The organism is Citrobacter sp. On2M (genome assembly GCF_018035235.1).
GTDB classification, from domain to species: Bacteria; Pseudomonadota; Gammaproteobacteria; order Enterobacterales; family Enterobacteriaceae; genus Citrobacter; species Citrobacter meridianamericanus.
Genome location: NZ_WPCV01000004.1, coordinates 1,472,027 through 1,486,270 on the forward strand (window position 1 = coordinate 1,472,027; position 14,244 = coordinate 1,486,270).

16 protein-coding genes are annotated in these 14,244 nt (G+C 52.8%); 8 read left to right on the plus strand and 8 right to left on the minus strand.

Features of this window, described 5'->3' with window-relative positions:
- Positions 1-22 precede the first annotated feature (22 nt).
- Both znuC and znuB read left to right on the plus strand, forming a co-directional pair.
- Positions 23-778 (plus strand): zinc ABC transporter ATP-binding protein ZnuC, encoded by a 756-nt coding sequence (gene znuC / locus On2M_RS17410; protein WP_210905212.1) that lies wholly within the window; start codon positions 23-25, stop codon positions 776-778.
- On the plus strand, positions 775-1,560 hold the full coding sequence (gene znuB / locus On2M_RS17415; protein ID WP_003034874.1) for a zinc ABC transporter permease subunit ZnuB: 786 nt from the start codon (positions 775-777) through the stop codon (positions 1,558-1,560). Before znuC ends, znuB begins: the two co-directional genes overlap by 4 nt.
- Positions 1,561-1,604: 44 nt before the next feature.
- On the opposite strand, the gene ruvB is transcribed toward znuB, so the two are convergent.
- The 6 genes from ruvB to aspS form a co-directional block, all read right to left on the minus strand.
- Positions 1,605-2,615 carry a Holliday junction branch migration DNA helicase RuvB gene (gene ruvB, locus On2M_RS17420; protein ID WP_151219487.1) on the minus strand — a complete coding sequence of 337 codons (1,011 nt, stop codon included), beginning with the start codon at positions 2,613-2,615 and terminating at the stop codon, positions 1,605-1,607.
- 8 nt (positions 2,616-2,623) lie between these two features.
- Complete coding sequence (ruvA, locus tag On2M_RS17425; protein WP_005120694.1) at positions 2,624-3,235, minus strand: Holliday junction branch migration protein RuvA; 612 nt, start codon at positions 3,233-3,235, stop codon at positions 2,624-2,626.
- An 80-nt stretch (positions 3,236-3,315) separates the two neighbouring features.
- Entirely contained in the window at positions 3,316-3,837 is a 522-nt protein-coding gene (ruvC, locus tag On2M_RS17430; protein WP_006176048.1) for a crossover junction endodeoxyribonuclease RuvC, read from the minus strand.
- A 34-nt stretch (positions 3,838-3,871) separates the two neighbouring features.
- On the minus strand, positions 3,872-4,615 hold the full coding sequence (locus tag On2M_RS17435; protein ID WP_151219515.1) for a YebC/PmpR family DNA-binding transcriptional regulator: 744 nt from the start codon (positions 4,613-4,615) through the stop codon (positions 3,872-3,874).
- Positions 4,616-4,643: 28 nt separating this feature from the next.
- Entirely contained in the window at positions 4,644-5,087 is a 444-nt protein-coding gene (gene nudB, locus On2M_RS17440; RefSeq protein ID WP_151219488.1) for a dihydroneopterin triphosphate diphosphatase, read from the minus strand.
- Position 5,088: 1 nt separating this feature from the next.
- Positions 5,089-6,861, minus strand: a complete 1,773-nt coding sequence (aspS, locus tag On2M_RS17445; RefSeq protein WP_151219489.1) for an aspartate--tRNA ligase — start codon at positions 6,859-6,861, stop codon at positions 5,089-5,091.
- Positions 6,862-7,124: 263 nt separating this feature from the next.
- On the opposite strand from aspS, the gene On2M_RS17450 reads away from it, so the two are divergent.
- From On2M_RS17450 to cmoB, 5 genes are read left to right on the plus strand one after another with little or no spacing between them, the layout of a single operon-like run.
- On the plus strand, positions 7,125-7,691 hold the full coding sequence (locus On2M_RS17450) for a hydrolase (RefSeq protein ID WP_187252267.1): 567 nt from the start codon (positions 7,125-7,127) through the stop codon (positions 7,689-7,691).
- The gene (locus tag On2M_RS17455; protein WP_210905213.1) at positions 7,688-8,506 is read left to right on the plus strand and encodes a DUF72 domain-containing protein; all 819 of its coding nucleotides are present in this window, start codon (positions 7,688-7,690) and stop codon (positions 8,504-8,506) included. The genes On2M_RS17450 and On2M_RS17455 overlap by 4 nt, the downstream gene beginning before the upstream one ends.
- Before the next feature lie 52 nt (positions 8,507-8,558).
- Positions 8,559-8,954 (plus strand): MAPEG family protein, encoded by a 396-nt coding sequence (locus On2M_RS17460; RefSeq protein WP_151218853.1) that lies wholly within the window; start codon positions 8,559-8,561, stop codon positions 8,952-8,954.
- A gap of 40 nt (positions 8,955-8,994) precedes the next feature.
- Positions 8,995-9,738, plus strand: a complete 744-nt coding sequence (gene cmoA, locus On2M_RS17465) for a carboxy-S-adenosyl-L-methionine synthase CmoA (RefSeq protein WP_151218854.1) — start codon at positions 8,995-8,997, stop codon at positions 9,736-9,738.
- Positions 9,735-10,703 (plus strand): tRNA 5-methoxyuridine(34)/uridine 5-oxyacetic acid(34) synthase CmoB, encoded by a 969-nt coding sequence (cmoB, locus tag On2M_RS17470; RefSeq protein WP_151225614.1) that lies wholly within the window; start codon positions 9,735-9,737, stop codon positions 10,701-10,703. The genes cmoA and cmoB overlap by 4 nt, the downstream gene beginning before the upstream one ends.
- 181 nt (positions 10,704-10,884) lie before the next feature.
- On the opposite strand, the gene cutC is transcribed toward cmoB, so the two are convergent.
- Positions 10,885-11,631 carry a copper homeostasis protein CutC gene (gene cutC / locus On2M_RS17475; protein WP_210905214.1) on the minus strand — a complete coding sequence of 249 codons (747 nt, stop codon included), beginning with the start codon at positions 11,629-11,631 and terminating at the stop codon, positions 10,885-10,887.
- Positions 11,632-11,633: 2 nt separating this feature from the next.
- Positions 11,634-12,200: a VOC family protein gene (locus On2M_RS17480; protein WP_151225615.1), complete on the minus strand. Its 567-nt coding sequence runs from the start codon at positions 12,198-12,200 to the stop codon at positions 11,634-11,636.
- A gap of 238 nt (positions 12,201-12,438) precedes the next feature.
- On the opposite strand from On2M_RS17480, the gene argS reads away from it, so the two are divergent.
- Positions 12,439-14,172 (plus strand): arginine--tRNA ligase, encoded by a 1,734-nt coding sequence (argS, locus tag On2M_RS17485; protein WP_101742217.1) that lies wholly within the window; start codon positions 12,439-12,441, stop codon positions 14,170-14,172.
- The last annotated feature ends 72 nt before the right edge of the window (positions 14,173-14,244 follow it).

Below are 14,244 nucleotides of genomic sequence, written 5' to 3' on the forward strand. Positions count from 1 at the left end.
CTTCTGCAAGACTAAAATTGATATGACGACTTTGGTTTCACTGGAAAATGTCTCGGTCTCTTATGGTCAACGCCGCGTCCTTTCTGACGTTTCGCTTGAACTTCGACCCGGTAAAATTTTGACGCTTCTCGGCCCTAATGGAGCAGGGAAGTCTACGCTGGTGCGCGTTGTATTAGGGCTGGTAGCGGCTGATGAGGGAGTTATCAAGCGTAATGGACAACTGCGGATTGGCTATGTGCCGCAAAAACTGTACCTCGATACTACGCTTCCGCTGACGGTAAGTCGCTTTTTGCGCTTACGTCCCGGCACCAAAAAAGAGGATATTCTTCCGGCGCTGAAGCGCGTTCAGGCCGGGCATCTGATGAATGCGTCGATGCAAAAACTCTCTGGTGGAGAAACGCAACGCGTCCTGCTGGCTCGTGCTTTATTGAATAAGCCTCAGTTATTGGTGCTTGACGAGCCAACCCAGGGTGTGGATGTCAATGGGCAAGTCGCACTTTACGATCTTATCGACCAATTGCGACGTGAACTGGATTGCGCCGTACTGATGGTTTCCCATGATCTGCATTTGGTGATGGCAAAAACCGATGAGGTACTGTGCCTGAACCATCATATTTGTTGTTCCGGCGCGCCGGAAGTGGTTTCCATGCATCCGGAATTCATCTCAATGTTCGGACAACGCGGCGCCGAACAACTCGGAATATACCGTCATAATCATAATCACCGCCACGATTTACAGGGTCGTATTGTCTTACGCCGGGGAAATGGTCACTCATGATTGAATTGTTATTACCCGGTTGGTTAGCCGGGATCATGCTGGCCTGTGCCGCTGGCCCGCTTGGCTCGTTTGTGGTCTGGCGTCGAATGTCTTATTTCGGTGATACACTGGCCCACGCGTCGCTGCTGGGGGTCGCCTTTGGCCTGCTTTTGGATGTAAACCCTTTCTATGCGGTAATTGCCGTCACTTTGTTGTTGGCTGGCGGTCTGGTATGGCTGGAGAAACGCCCTCACCTCGCGATTGATACCTTACTGGGCATTATGGCCCACAGTGCGCTGTCATTAGGGCTGGTTGTCGTTAGCCTGATGTCCAACATCCGAGTGGATCTGATGGCCTACCTGTTTGGTGATTTGCTCGCCGTGACGCCAGAAGATCTCATCTCCATCGCCATTGGCGTGGTTATCGTTCTGGCGATTTTGTTCTGGCAGTGGCGTAACCTGTTGTCGATGACCATCAGCCCGGATCTGGCATTTGTCGATGGCGTGAAGCTGCAACGCGTAAAGCTACTGCTGATGCTGGTTACGGCGTTAACGATTGGCGTGGCGATGAAATTTGTTGGGGCGTTGATTATCACATCATTGCTGATTATCCCTGCGGCCACCGCACGCCGTTTTGCACGTACGCCAGAGCAGATGGCCGGCGTTGCCGTGGGCGTTGGAATGATAGCGGTTACAGGCGGTCTGACGTTCTCAGCGTTCTATGATACGCCAGCAGGGCCATCTGTGGTGCTGTGTGCTGCACTGCTGTTTATTTTCAGCATGATGAAAAAGCAGGCGAGCTGAATGTGTGCTGCCCGGTGGCGTTTCGCTTACCGGGCGTTGCATTGTTAAGGCATTGCCGGCGGCGTGATCCCGAAATGGTTCCAGGCACGCACAGTTGCCATACGTCCACGCGGCGTACGTTGCAGAAAACCTTGCTGAATCAGATACGGTTCCAGCACGTCCTCAATGGTTTCCCGCTCTTCCCCAATCGCCGCCGCCAGGTTATCCAGTCCTACCGGTCCACCGAAGAATTTATCGATAACCGCCAGCAGCAGCTTACGGTCCATATAATCGAATCCTTCCGCATCCACATTAAGCATATCCAGTGCCTGAGCGGCGATATCTGCCGAAATTGTGCCGTCATGCTTCACTTCGGCGAAATCGCGTACCCGGCGCAATAACCGGTTGGCGATACGCGGCGTACCGCGGGCGCGGCGAGCCACTTCCAGCGCGCCTTCTTCGCTCATTTCCAGCCCCATAAAGCGGGCGCTGCGCCCAACAATGTGCTGCAGGTCAGCCACCTGATAGAACTCCAGGCGCTGGACAATACCGAAGCGGTCACGTAACGGTGACGTTAACGACCCGGCGCGCGTTGTCGCCCCGATTAGCGTAAACGGCGGCAGATCAATCTTAATCGAACGTGCAGCCGGCCCTTCACCAATCATGATATCCAGCTGATAATCTTCCATCGCCGGATACAATACCTCTTCCACCACCGGTGACAGACGATGGATTTCATCGATAAACAACACATCGTGTGGTTCAAGGTTGGTGAGCATTGCCGCCAGGTCACCCGCTTTTTCCAGTACCGGACCGGAAGTGGTACGCAGATTAACACCCATTTCATTGGCAACAATATTGGCAAGCGTGGTTTTACCGAGGCCAGGAGGACCGAAAATCAGCAGATGGTCAAGTGCGTCACCGCGCAGCTTCGCCGCCTGGATAAAAATCTCCATTTGCGAACGCACCTGCGGCTGACCAATGTACTCTTCCAGCAATTTAGGGCGGATCGCACGATCCACCAGATCTTCAGGGGTCGTGCTGACAGCCGAAATCAGACGGTCTGCTTCAATCATCCTCTACCTCACAGCGCAGCGCGAAGCGCTTCACGAATCAGGGTTTCACTGCTGGCATCAGGGCGGGCAATCTTGCTCACCATTCGGCTGGCTTCCTGTGGTTTATAGCCCAACGCCACCAGCGCAGCAACCGCTTCCTGCTCGGCGTCGTCCGTTACCGGACTTGCCGGCGAGGTCAGTACCAAATCCGCCGCCGGGGTGAAGAGGTCGCCATGCAGACCTTTAAAGCGGTCTTTCATTTCAACAATCAAACGCTCTGCGGTTTTCTTACCAATGCCTGGTAATTTCACCAGTGCGCCAAGCTCTTCGCGTTCAACGGCATTAACAAACTGTTGCGCAGACATACCGGAGAGGATAGCCAGCGCCAGCTTCGGTCCCACACCGTTAGTTTTGATTAACTCTTTAAACAGCGTGCGCTCCTGCTTGTTGTTAAAGCCATATAGCAACTGAGCATCTTCACGCACGACAAAATGGGTGAAGATGATGGCCTCTTGCCCGGCTTCCGGCAACTCGTAGAAACAGGTCATCGGCATATGAACTTCATAGCCTACCCCACCTGTCTCCAGAAGGACCAGCGGGGGTTGTTTTTCAAGAATGATGCCTCTGAGTCTGCCTATCACGTGACGCTCCTGCGTTAAGGGCTAAAAGGTAATGCGCTATCATAAAAAAAGGCTGGATAGATATCCAGCCTCATTTATCACTAACGTAACCGACCTCGCGCCAGATTCAGCCTCGATTCGCTCATTTGCATGGCGTTCTGACTGACGTGGCAGTGGGTTATGGCAATCGCCAGCGCATCCGCAGCATCCGCCTGCGGGTTCGCCGGGAGTTTTAGCAGCGTGCGCACCATATGCTGAACCTGACTTTTTTCCGCGCTACCGATCCCCACCACTGTCTGTTTTACCTGACGGGCCGCATATTCAAACACCGGAAGATCCTGGTTAACGGCAGCAACGATTGCCACGCCGCGCGCCTGCCCCAGCTTGAGCGCCGAATCGGCGTTTTTCGCCATAAAGACCTGTTCAATGGCAAAGTAGTCCGGCTGAAACTGGGTGATGATTTCTGATACGCCCGCATAAATCAGCTTCAGGCGCGATGGTAAATCATCCACTTTAGTTCGAATGCATCCACTTCCCAGATAGGTCAACTGTCGACCGACCTGACGGATTACGCCATAACCGGTGATGCGCGACCCCGGGTCAATGCCGAGAATGATAGACATCACGCATCTCCTGTTAATTTATGGCTTAACCACATCATTCCAGCGTTGCAGCAACCTCATCTGAGATTTCGCCGTTGTGGTAAACTTCCTGCACGTCGTCACAGTCTTCCAGCATATCGATCAGACGCATCAGCTTCGGTGCTGTTTCTGCATCCATATCCGCTTTGGTGGAGGGGATCATCGACACTTCAGCCGCGTCCGCTTTCAGACCAGCCGCTTCCAGCGCATCACGCACTTTGCCCATCTCTTCCCACGCGGTATAAACGTCAATCGCGCCGTCGTCGAAGGTCACAACGTCTTCAGCACCCGCTTCCAGCGCTGCTTCCATAATGGCGTCTTCATCACCTTGTTCAAAAGAGATCACGCCTTTTTTGCTGAACAGGTAAGATACGGAACCGTCAGTACCGAGATTGCCGCCCGTTTTCGTGAATGCGTGACGCACTTCCGCAACGGTGCGGTTACGGTTGTCAGACAGACATTCGATCATCACGGCTGTGCCGCCAGGACCGTAACCTTCATAGATGATGGTTTCCATGTTCGCATCATCGTCGCCACCCACACCACGCGCGATTGCACGGTTCAGGGTGTCGCGGGTCATGTTGTTAGCCAGTGCTTTATCAATCGCGGCGCGCAGACGTGGGTTAGCGTCCGGATCGCCGCCACCCAGTTTGGCTGCCGTCACCAGCTCACGAATGATTTTGGTGAAAATTTTACCACGCTTAGCATCTTGCGCTGCTTTACGATGTCTGGTGTTGGCCCATTTACTATGACCTGCCATAAATAATCTCTCCAAAAAGCGCGCCTTCTCAGGCGACGTTAATTACAAACTCTTCAATCGCCTGCCGGTTACTCCACGACTTGGTTAACTGCGCGGCTTCGAACGCATTAACCCAACGGTAGGTCAGATGTTCGGTGAACACGATCTCTCGTTCAGAGGGAAGTGCCAGGCAAAACCAGGATTCAGTATTACGCTCAATTCCCGGCGCGTAGCGATGACGTAAATGGCTAAAAATCTCAAACTCCACCGTGCGCTGGCAGTCAATTAAGGTCAGTTGCTCAGTCGCAACATCAATGGCGACCTCTTCCTTTACTTCGCGCATGGCGGCTTGCGACGCGGTTTCCCCCTCTTCGAGGCTGCCGGTGACCGACTGCCAGAAATCAGGATCGTCGCGTCGCTGTAACATCAGCACTCTCCCGGTGTCCTTTGCATAAATCACGACTAACACCGAGACAGGCTGTTTATATGTCATATCAGTTATTCTCGGCCTTCTTAACAACCTGAATGCTCAGTTCCGCCAGTGCAGCTTCGTTGGCAAAGCTTGGCGCTTCAGTCATCAGACACGCTGCAGCCGTGGTTTTCGGGAACGCAATAACATCACGAATATTGTCGGTACCGGTCAGCAGCATCGTCAGGCGATCCAGACCAAACGCCAGGCCTGCATGCGGCGGTGTACCGTATTTTAGCGCATCCAGCAGGAAGCCGAACTTCTCGCGCTGCTCTTGCTCGTTAATGCCCAGAATACCGAATACGGTCTGCTGCATATCACCATTGTGGATACGCACGGAACCACCACCCACTTCATAGCCGTTGATGACCATATCATAGGCGTTGGCGACTGCATCTTCCGGCGCAGCTTTCAGCTCGGCGGCAGTCATATCTTTTGGTGCGGTGAACGGGTGGTGCATTGCGGTCAGACCACCTTCACCATCGTCTTCAAACATTGGGAAGTCGATAACCCACAGCGGCGCCCATTTGGATTCGTCGGTCAGGTTCAGGTCTTTACCCAGTTTCAGACGAAGTGCGCCCATCGCGTCGGCAACCACTTTCTTGTTGTCAGCACCGAAGAAGATCATGTCGCCGTCTTGCGCAGCGGTACGTTCCAGAATCGCTTCCACGATTTCTGCGTTCAGGAACTTGGCAACCGGGCTGGTGATACCTTCCAGGCCTTTCGCACGCTCGGTGACTTTGATGTAAGCCAGACCTTTCGCGCCGTAAATCTTAATAAAGTTACCGTAATCGTCGATCTGCTTACGGCTTAAGCTCGCGCCGCCCGGTACGCGCAGGGCAGCCACACGGCCTTTCGGATCGTTCGCCGGACCAGAGAATACGGCGAACTCAACGCCTTTCACCAGATCGGCAACGTCAACCAGCTCCATCGGGTTACGCAAGTCTGGTTTATCAGAGCCGTAACGACGCTCAGCTTCGGCGAAGGTCATGATCGGGAAATCACCCAGATCCACACCTTTCACTTCCAGCCACAGGTTACGTACCAGCGCTTCCATCACTTCACGCACTTGCGGTGCGGTCATGAAGGACGTCTCAACGTCGATCTGGGTAAATTCAGGTTGACGGTCAGCACGTAAGTCTTCATCACGGAAGCATTTTACGATCTGATAATAGCGGTCAAAACCAGACATCATCAGCAGCTGTTTAAACAGTTGAGGAGACTGCGGCAGCGCGTAGAACTTACCTTTGTGTACGCGAGAAGGAACCAGGTAATCGCGCGCACCTTCCGGCGTCGCTTTGGTCAGCATTGGCGTTTCGATGTCGAGGAAGCCGTGGTCGTCCATAAAACGACGTACCAGACTGGTGATTTTGGCGCGCGTTTTCAGGCGCTGCGCCATTTCAGGACGACGCAGATCCAGGTAGCGATACTTCAGTCGCGCTTCTTCGGTATTTACGTGGTTAGAGTCCAGCGGCAGCGAATCTGAACGGTTAATGATGGTCAGATCGGAAGCCAGCACTTCAATTTCGCCCGTCGCCATATCAGCGTTGACGTTTTTCGCATCACGCGCACGCACGGTGCCCGTAACCTGGATGCAGAACTCATTACGCAGTTCGGAGGCCAGCTTTAACGCGTCCGCACGGTCCGGATCGAAAAATACCTGCACGATACCTTCGCGGTCGCGCATATCGATAAAGATCAGGCTACCAAGATCACGACGACGGTTGACCCAACCACACAGAGTCACCTGCTGCCCCTCGTGGGACAGACGTAGCTGTCCGCAATATTCTGTACGCATGAGATATCCCTTAACTTTGCCGCAGGCAGATTGTCACCTGTCTCGCAGATGACGAAGTCGCAGCTTTAGCTGAATGTCACAACTGAATGAAAAAAGGCGGCTATTATACTGGAAATTCTGCCGCACGATAAGTCCGGTACTGACTGTACGCCTGTTTCCTGGACGGGCATTGCGTAATCTCACAAAAAATAACAAAAATTGTCGCCCCTTTCACACTGATTCGCGATTAAGGTGTAACGGAATTCTTTTTTACTGGAGTAAGCATGCTGGAACTGAACGCAAAAACAACCGCCCTTGTCGTTATCGATCTACAGGAAGGGATCCTACCTTTCGCTGGCGGCCCACACTCGGCAAATGATGTGGTTGCCCGCGCTGCGCAGTTGGCGGAAAAATTCCGTGCCCATGGTTCCCCGGTTGTGATGGTGCGCGTCGGCTGGTCTGACAATTATGCCGAAGCGCTGAAACAACCGGTTGATGCTCAGACTCCGGCCAAAGCATTACCTGAAAACTGGTGGGATTACCCGACTGCTCTGGGGAAATGTGCCAGCGACCTTGAAGTAACCAAACGCCAATGGGGTGCGTTCTATGGCACCGATCTGGAATTACAACTGCGTCGCCGGGGTATCGATACCATCGTCCTGTGCGGTATATCCACTAATATTGGCGTGGAGTCCACGGCGCGAAATGCATGGGAGCTGGGTTTTAATCTGATCGTTGCAGAAAACGCCTGTAGCGCCGCCAGCGCTGAGCAACATCAGGGCAGCATGACGCACATATTCCCGCGCATTGCCCGCGTACGCAGCGTGGACGAGATCCTGCACGCGCTATGATTTATATCGGTTTACCCCAATGGTCGCACCCAAAGTGGGTGCGTCTGGGGATCACCAGTCTGGAAGAATATGCCCGCCATTTTAACTGTGTGGAGGGCAACACCACGCTGTACGCACTGCCAAAAGCCGAGATTGTTGCGCGCTGGCATGCACAGACCACCGATGCGTTTCGATTTTGTTTTAAGTTTCCGGCCACCATTTCGCATCAGGCTGCGCTGCGTAATTGCGATAACCTGGTGCAGGAATTTTTCGCGCGCATGTCGCCGCTGGAATCACGCATTGGACAATACTGGCTGCAATTACCCGCGACTTTTGGCCCACGCGACTTGCCTGCCTTATGGCAGTTTCTCGATGTGCTCCCTAAATCATTTACCTACGGTGTAGAAGTTCGCCATCCTGAATTCTTTGCCAAAGGCGAAGCAGAGCAGCTATTCAATCGTGGTTTACACGAGCGCGGGGTAAACCGGGTGATTCTGGACAGCCGTCCGGTGCATGCCGCAATCCCGCATACTGAAGCGATACGTGACGCTCAGCGTAAGAAACCAAAGGTTCCGGTGCATGCGGTGGTGACGGCAAACCATCCGATGGTACGTTTTATCGGCAGCGATGATATGGCACAAAACAGCGCACTTTTCGCCGTCTGGCTGACCAAGCTGTCGCTATGGCAGCAAACCTCAACGCCGTATCTGTTTCTACATACGCCGGATATCGCGCAGGCCCCGCAGCTTGTCGATACGCTATGGGCAGATTTACACAGCGCCCTGCCAGAGATCGGATCAGCACCTTCTATTCCACAGCAATCTTCTCTTTTCTGACAATGCCACCTATCATAGTCAAGGCCATCAGCCATTTTAAAAGGGAGTTTGTATGGTAAGCGCGCTTTATGCCGTATTGGGTGCGTTATTGTTAATAAAGTTCTCTTTTGACGTCGTTCGCCTGCGTATGCAATACCGTGTTGCTTACGGCGACGGAGGTTTTAGCGAACTACAAAGCGCTATCCGCATTCACGGTAATGCGGTGGAATATATTCCCATTGCACTGGTGCTGCTGTTATTTATGGAAATGAACGGCGCAGAGACGTGGATGGTGCATATTTGCGGGCTGATGTTGATTGCCGGACGACTGATGCATTATTACGGATTCCACCACCGGCTTTTCCGCTGGCGACGTTCAGGCATGAGCGCAACCTGGTGTTCGCTGTTGCTAATGGTGCTGGCGAATCTTTGGTATATGCCCTGGGAGTTGGTTTTCTCCCTGCATTAGCGCACAATACGCCACTTTATTTTTCCCGGATTTTTACGTTATGTCTCACCGCGACACGCTTTTTTCTGCGCCTATCGCCAGTCTGGGTGACTGGACCTTTGATGAACGGGTAGCTGAAGTCTTCCCGGATATGATCCAGCGTTCCGTTCCCGGCTACTCCAACATCATTTCTATGATTGGCATGCTGGCCGAACGTTTCGTACAACCCAACACGCAGGTCTACGATCTTGGCTGCTCTCTGGGCGCGGCGACGCTCTCGGTGCGTCGCAATATTCATCACGAGAATTGCAAAATTATTGCTGTCGACAACTCTCCGGCTATGGTTGAACGCTGTCGTCGTCACATTGATGCTTATAAAGCACCGACTCCGGTTGAGGTTGTCGAAGGCGATATTCGCAACATTACTATCGAAAACGCCTCGATGGTGGTGCTGAATTTTACCCTGCAATTCCTTGAGCCACCCGAGCGCCAGGCATTGTTGGATAAGATTTATCAGGGGCTGAATCCCGGCGGCGCGCTGGTGCTATCTGAAAAATTCAGCTTCGAAGACGCGAACGTAGGCGAGTTGCTGTTCAACATGCACCACGACTTCAAACGAGCAAATGGCTATAGCGAACTGGAAATCAGCCAGAAGCGCAGCATGCTGGAGAACGTGATGCTGACCGACTCTGTCGAAACGCACAAAGCGCGTCTGCATCAGGCTGGTTTTGAACACAGTGAATTGTGGTTCCAGTGCTTTAACTTTGGTTCTCTGGTGGCATTGAAAGATGAGGCTAGCGCATGATCGACTTTGGTAACTTTTATCAGCTGATTGCCAAAAATCATCTTTCTCATTGGCTGGAAACGCTGCCAGCGCAAATCGCGACCTGGCAGCGCGATCAACACGGCTTGTTTAAGCAGTGGTCGAACGCGGTAGAGTTTCTGCCCGAACTGAAGCCGTATCGTCTGGATTTACTGCATAGCGTCACCGCAGAAAGCGAAGAGCCGCTCAGCGACGGTCAGCTCAAACGTATCGACACCCTGATGCGTAACCTGATGCCATGGCGTAAAGGGCCGTACTCATTGTACGGCGTCAATATTGATACCGAGTGGCGCTCAGACTGGAAGTGGGATCGCGTTCTGCCGCACTTGTCTGACCTCACCGGACGCACCATTCTTGATGTCGGTTGCGGCAGTGGCTATCACATGTGGCGCATGATTGGCGCGGGCGCACATCTGGCGGTCGGTATCGATCCGACCCAGTTGTTCCTGTGCCAGTTTGAGGCAGTGCGTAAACTGCTGGGCAATGATCAGCGCGCGCATCTGCTGCCGCTGGGTATTGAACAGCTTCCGGCACTCAACGCCTTTGATACCGTATTCTCCATGGGAGTGCTTTACCACCGCCGCTCACCGTTGGAACATCTCTGGCAGTTGAAGGATCAATTGGTTAAAGATGGCGAACTGGTACTGGAAACGCTGGTGGTTGAAGGCGACGAAAATACCGTACTGGTGCCAGGCGATCGCTACGCCCAGATGCGTAACGTTTACTTTATTCCGTCTGCGCTGGCGCTAAAAAACTGGCTGGAGAAATGCGGGTTTGTTGATGTGCGTATTGCCGACGTATGTGTGACCACTACCGAAGAACAGCGCCGCACCGAATGGATGATAACCGAATCGCTGGCCGATTTCCTCGACCCGAACGACCACAGCAAAACGGTGGAAGGCTACCCTGCTCCACTACGTGCGGTATTGATTGCACGTAAGCCGTAGTCACTTTTTGCCAGATGACCGTTACGTATAGCACCATTTATCCAAAATAGTTCAAGTTGCAGCAAGGCGACCAACGTCGCTGCGGCTTGAAATATGAAGGAGAAAAAAAGGCCCCTGTTGAAATTGCAGGGGCCTGGTACGAGCAAGCATCATATTGGGCGACATGATGCAACGGTAAAAATCAGCTGGCCTGATGGTGTGCAATGATCGCTTTCATTTCCGCAACCGCCACCCCGTCTACCGCATAGCGAGAATACTCATCCGCCTGCGAATCCGAAGACATCGACAACCCCGTATTGCGATAACGCATGGGTGAAGCCTGCCATACTCCGGCAGAACTGTGAACTTCCTGCACTCCGGCATTAAGGAACAGGGACAAATTCGAGGCGCGAACCCCCGCTCCGGCCATAATGATTGGAGCACCTGCCTGCGCAATAAGTTCCATTATTTTTGTTAAACCTTGCGCCGCATCTGATTTTTGCCCTGAAGTCAGCACTCTGGCGACGCCCAAATCAGCTAATTTTTTTAGCGCATTGAGTGGGTTAGCACACATATCAAAGGCCCGATGAAAAGTGACGTGCAACGGACCGGCAGCGATCATTATTTTCTCCATGCGCGGCATATCAACATCGCCATCCGCATCTAAAATGCCGGTTACCACCCCTGAGAACCCGAGTTCCCTCACCATCGCAATATCATCCAGCATTGCAGCAAATTCACCGTCGGTGTAACAAAAGTCGCCTCCACGCGGGCGAATAATGAGATTGACGGGAATCGAAATATGCTGGCGAACAGAACGCAAGACGCCCAGCGACGGCGTTAAGCCCCCCTCTTTCGGCGCTGAACAAAGCTCAATACGATCCGCGCCATTTTGTTGCGCCGTACGCGCGCACTCCATGCTGTAACAGCAGATTTCCAGTAAAGCCATACTCACTCCTGACGTTCGCTGGCCACAATCGCTTCAATCGACCACGGATGAAATTTTATCGTCACGCTGCCGTCGCTGACCGCCAGCGTAGGGTTTGGTAAACGCTCGCGCTCGCCTTTTGGCGAACTTGTTTTTACAAATATGCCCGGCTGGCTTAGTCCAGAATCTGAAAGCAGCGCCAGCGCTCGCGCATTCAACGTCTCCACGTCGCCCGGCAGAACTATTTCAACATGCTCCCAGCCTTCATGCGGATAGCGTTTTTCGCCCGGCCATGGCAGTTCTACGATGCTAAATTGCCAGTGTTGCACACAGACGGGCTCATTGAGTTTGAACAAACAAATAGGTCGGCCATTAATGATATTTTCTGACAATAGTTCGCCGCACTGCTCAAAACCACGACGCCAGCGCTCTGCGGTGGTATTTTGATGACAGCGCAGAGAAATGTGATCGGCTTCAAGCGATGAGACATCCAGCCCAAGGCGAGTGGAAAGATCCGTTAACGCCTGAATGAAATGCGGTAAATCTGCGGAAATATCATGCAGTTCTGCAACTGTTTGCCAGTTCGCCATAATTAAAGCTCATATCCATGTTCAAAGCGGCTAATTTACCCTGTTGCGCAGCCCCAACCAACTGCTGATTTTCTTAAGCGCGATATGAATAATTATACGTAGTTACAATGTTTATATTTCAGGCTGCTGGCGGTGCTCGCAATGCTGACGGCAACGGGCATTTGCAGTATACTCCCGCCCTTAATTCTTAAACTGGTGCGGTCAATTTTAAGCCGCTTCATAAATGTAAGGTATTCCGGTGAATATTCAGGCTCTTCTCTCAGAAAAAGTCAGTCAGGCCATGATTGCTGCAGGCGCGCCTGCAGATTGCGAACCACAGGTTCGTCAGTCAGCAAAAGTACAGTTCGGCGACTATCAGGCTAACGGCATGATGGCTGTCGCAAAAAAACTGGGTATGGCGCCGCGACAACTGGCTGAGCAGGTGCTGACTCATCTGGATCTCAACGGGATCGCCAGCAAAGTAGAAATTGCGGGCCCGGGCTTTATTAACATTTTTCTCGATCCGGCATTTCTGGCGCAGCACGTTCAGCAGGCGCTGACCTCCGATCGCCTGGGCGTCACCCAACCGGCTAAACAAACCGTTGTGGTTGACTACTCCGCACCTAACGTCGCGAAAGAAATGCACGTTGGTCACCTGCGTTCCACCATCATCGGTGACGCTGCCGTGCGTACGCTAGAGTTCCTTGGTCACAATGTTATCCGCGCTAACCACGTCGGCGACTGGGGCACTCAATTCGGTATGCTTATCGCGTGGCTGGAAAAACAGCAGCAGGAAAATGCCGGAGAGATGGCGCTGGCTGATCTGGAAGGTTTCTACCGTGATGCGAAAAAACATTACGACGAAGATGAAGCCTTCGCAGAACGCGCCCGTAGCTATGTTGTGAAGCTGCAAGGCGGCGACGAGTACTTCCGTGAAATGTGGCGCAAACTGGTCGACATTACCATGTCACAAAACCAGTTAACCTACGATCGCCTTAACGTTACCCTGACCCGTGACGACGTCATGGGTGAAAGTCTGTACAACCCGATGTTGCCTGGCATTGTGGCCGATCTCAAAGCGAAAGGTCTGGCTGTTGAAAGCGAAGGCGCTACCGTCGTATTCCTTGATGAGTATAAGAACAAGGAAGGCGAACCGATGGGCGTTATCATTCAAAAGAAAGATGGCGGCTATCTCTACACCACGACCGACATCGCCTGCGCCAAGTATCGTTATGAAACGCTGCATGCCGATCGCGTACTGTATTACATCGACTCCCGTCAGCATCAACACTTAATGCAGGCCTGGACCATCGTGCGTAAAGCAGGTTATGTGCCGGACTCCGTACCGCTGGAACACCACATGTTCGGTATGATGCTGGGTAAAGATGGTAAACCGTTCAAAACACGTGCGGGCGGCACGGTAAAACTGGCCGATCTGCTGGATGAAGCGCTGGAGCGCGCACGTCGTCTGGTGGCAGAGAAGAACCCGGACATGCCTGCCGACGAGCTGGAAAAACTGGCGAATGCGGTCGGTATCGGCGCGGTGAAATATGCGGATCTGTCGAAAAACCGTACCACCGACTACATCTTCGACTGGGACAACATGCTGGCATTCGAAGGCAATACCGCACCGTACATGCAGTATGCTTACACCCGCGTACTGTCCGTATTCCGTAAAGCGGATATCGACGAAAGCGCGCTGGCAAATGCGCAGGTGATTATCAACGAAGATCGCGAGGCTCAGTTGGCTGCGCGTCTGCTGCAGTTTGAAGAAACGCTGACCGTTGTTGCACGTGAAGGTACACCGCACGTGATGTGTGCTTACCTGTACGACGTTGCCGGTCTGTTCTCCGGTTTCTATGAGCACTGCCCTATCCTTAGCGCTGAAAACGAAGAAATTCGTAACAGCCGCCTGAAACTGGCACAGCTGACGGCGAAAACGCTGAAGCTGGGTCTGGATACACTGGGTATCGAAACCGTAGAACGTATGTAAGTGTGCTAAAAAAATCAGGCCTGAGTTCGGATGTCGGACTCAGGCCTTTTTTATTTCCGTAAAGGGCTATCT

Bases quoted from the DNA above. Each gene is read 5' to 3' on its own strand.
- znuC (WP_210905212.1), top strand. From the start codon at position 23: ATGACGACTTTGGTTTCACTGGAAAATGTCTCGGTCTCTTATGGTCAA.
- On2M_RS17460 (WP_151218853.1), top strand. From the start codon at position 8,559: ATGGTAAGCGCGCTTTATGCCGTATTGGGTGCGTTATTGTTAATAAAG.
- cmoA (WP_151218854.1), top strand. From the start codon at position 8,995: ATGTCTCACCGCGACACGCTTTTTTCTGCGCCTATCGCCAGTCTGGGT.
- On2M_RS17480 (WP_151225615.1), bottom strand. From the start codon at position 12,200: ATGGCGAACTGGCAAACAGTTGCAGAACTGCATGATATTTCCGCAGAT.
- cmoB (WP_151225614.1), top strand. From the start codon at position 9,735: ATGATCGACTTTGGTAACTTTTATCAGCTGATTGCCAAAAATCATCTT.
- On2M_RS17450 (WP_187252267.1), top strand. From the start codon at position 7,125: ATGCTGGAACTGAACGCAAAAACAACCGCCCTTGTCGTTATCGATCTA.
- On2M_RS17455 (WP_210905213.1), top strand. From the start codon at position 7,688: ATGATTTATATCGGTTTACCCCAATGGTCGCACCCAAAGTGGGTGCGT.
- nudB (WP_151219488.1), bottom strand. From the start codon at position 5,087: ATGACATATAAACAGCCTGTCTCGGTGTTAGTCGTGATTTATGCAAAG.
- aspS (WP_151219489.1), bottom strand. From the start codon at position 6,861: ATGCGTACAGAATATTGCGGACAGCTACGTCTGTCCCACGAGGGGCAG.
- ruvC (WP_006176048.1), bottom strand. From the start codon at position 3,837: ATGTCTATCATTCTCGGCATTGACCCGGGGTCGCGCATCACCGGTTAT.
- ruvB (WP_151219487.1), bottom strand. From the start codon at position 2,615: ATGATTGAAGCAGACCGTCTGATTTCGGCTGTCAGCACGACCCCTGAA.
- znuB (WP_003034874.1), top strand. From the start codon at position 775: ATGATTGAATTGTTATTACCCGGTTGGTTAGCCGGGATCATGCTGGCC.
- cutC (WP_210905214.1), bottom strand. From the start codon at position 11,631: ATGGCTTTACTGGAAATCTGCTGTTACAGCATGGAGTGCGCGCGTACG.
- On2M_RS17435 (WP_151219515.1), bottom strand. From the start codon at position 4,615: ATGGCAGGTCATAGTAAATGGGCCAACACCAGACATCGTAAAGCAGCG.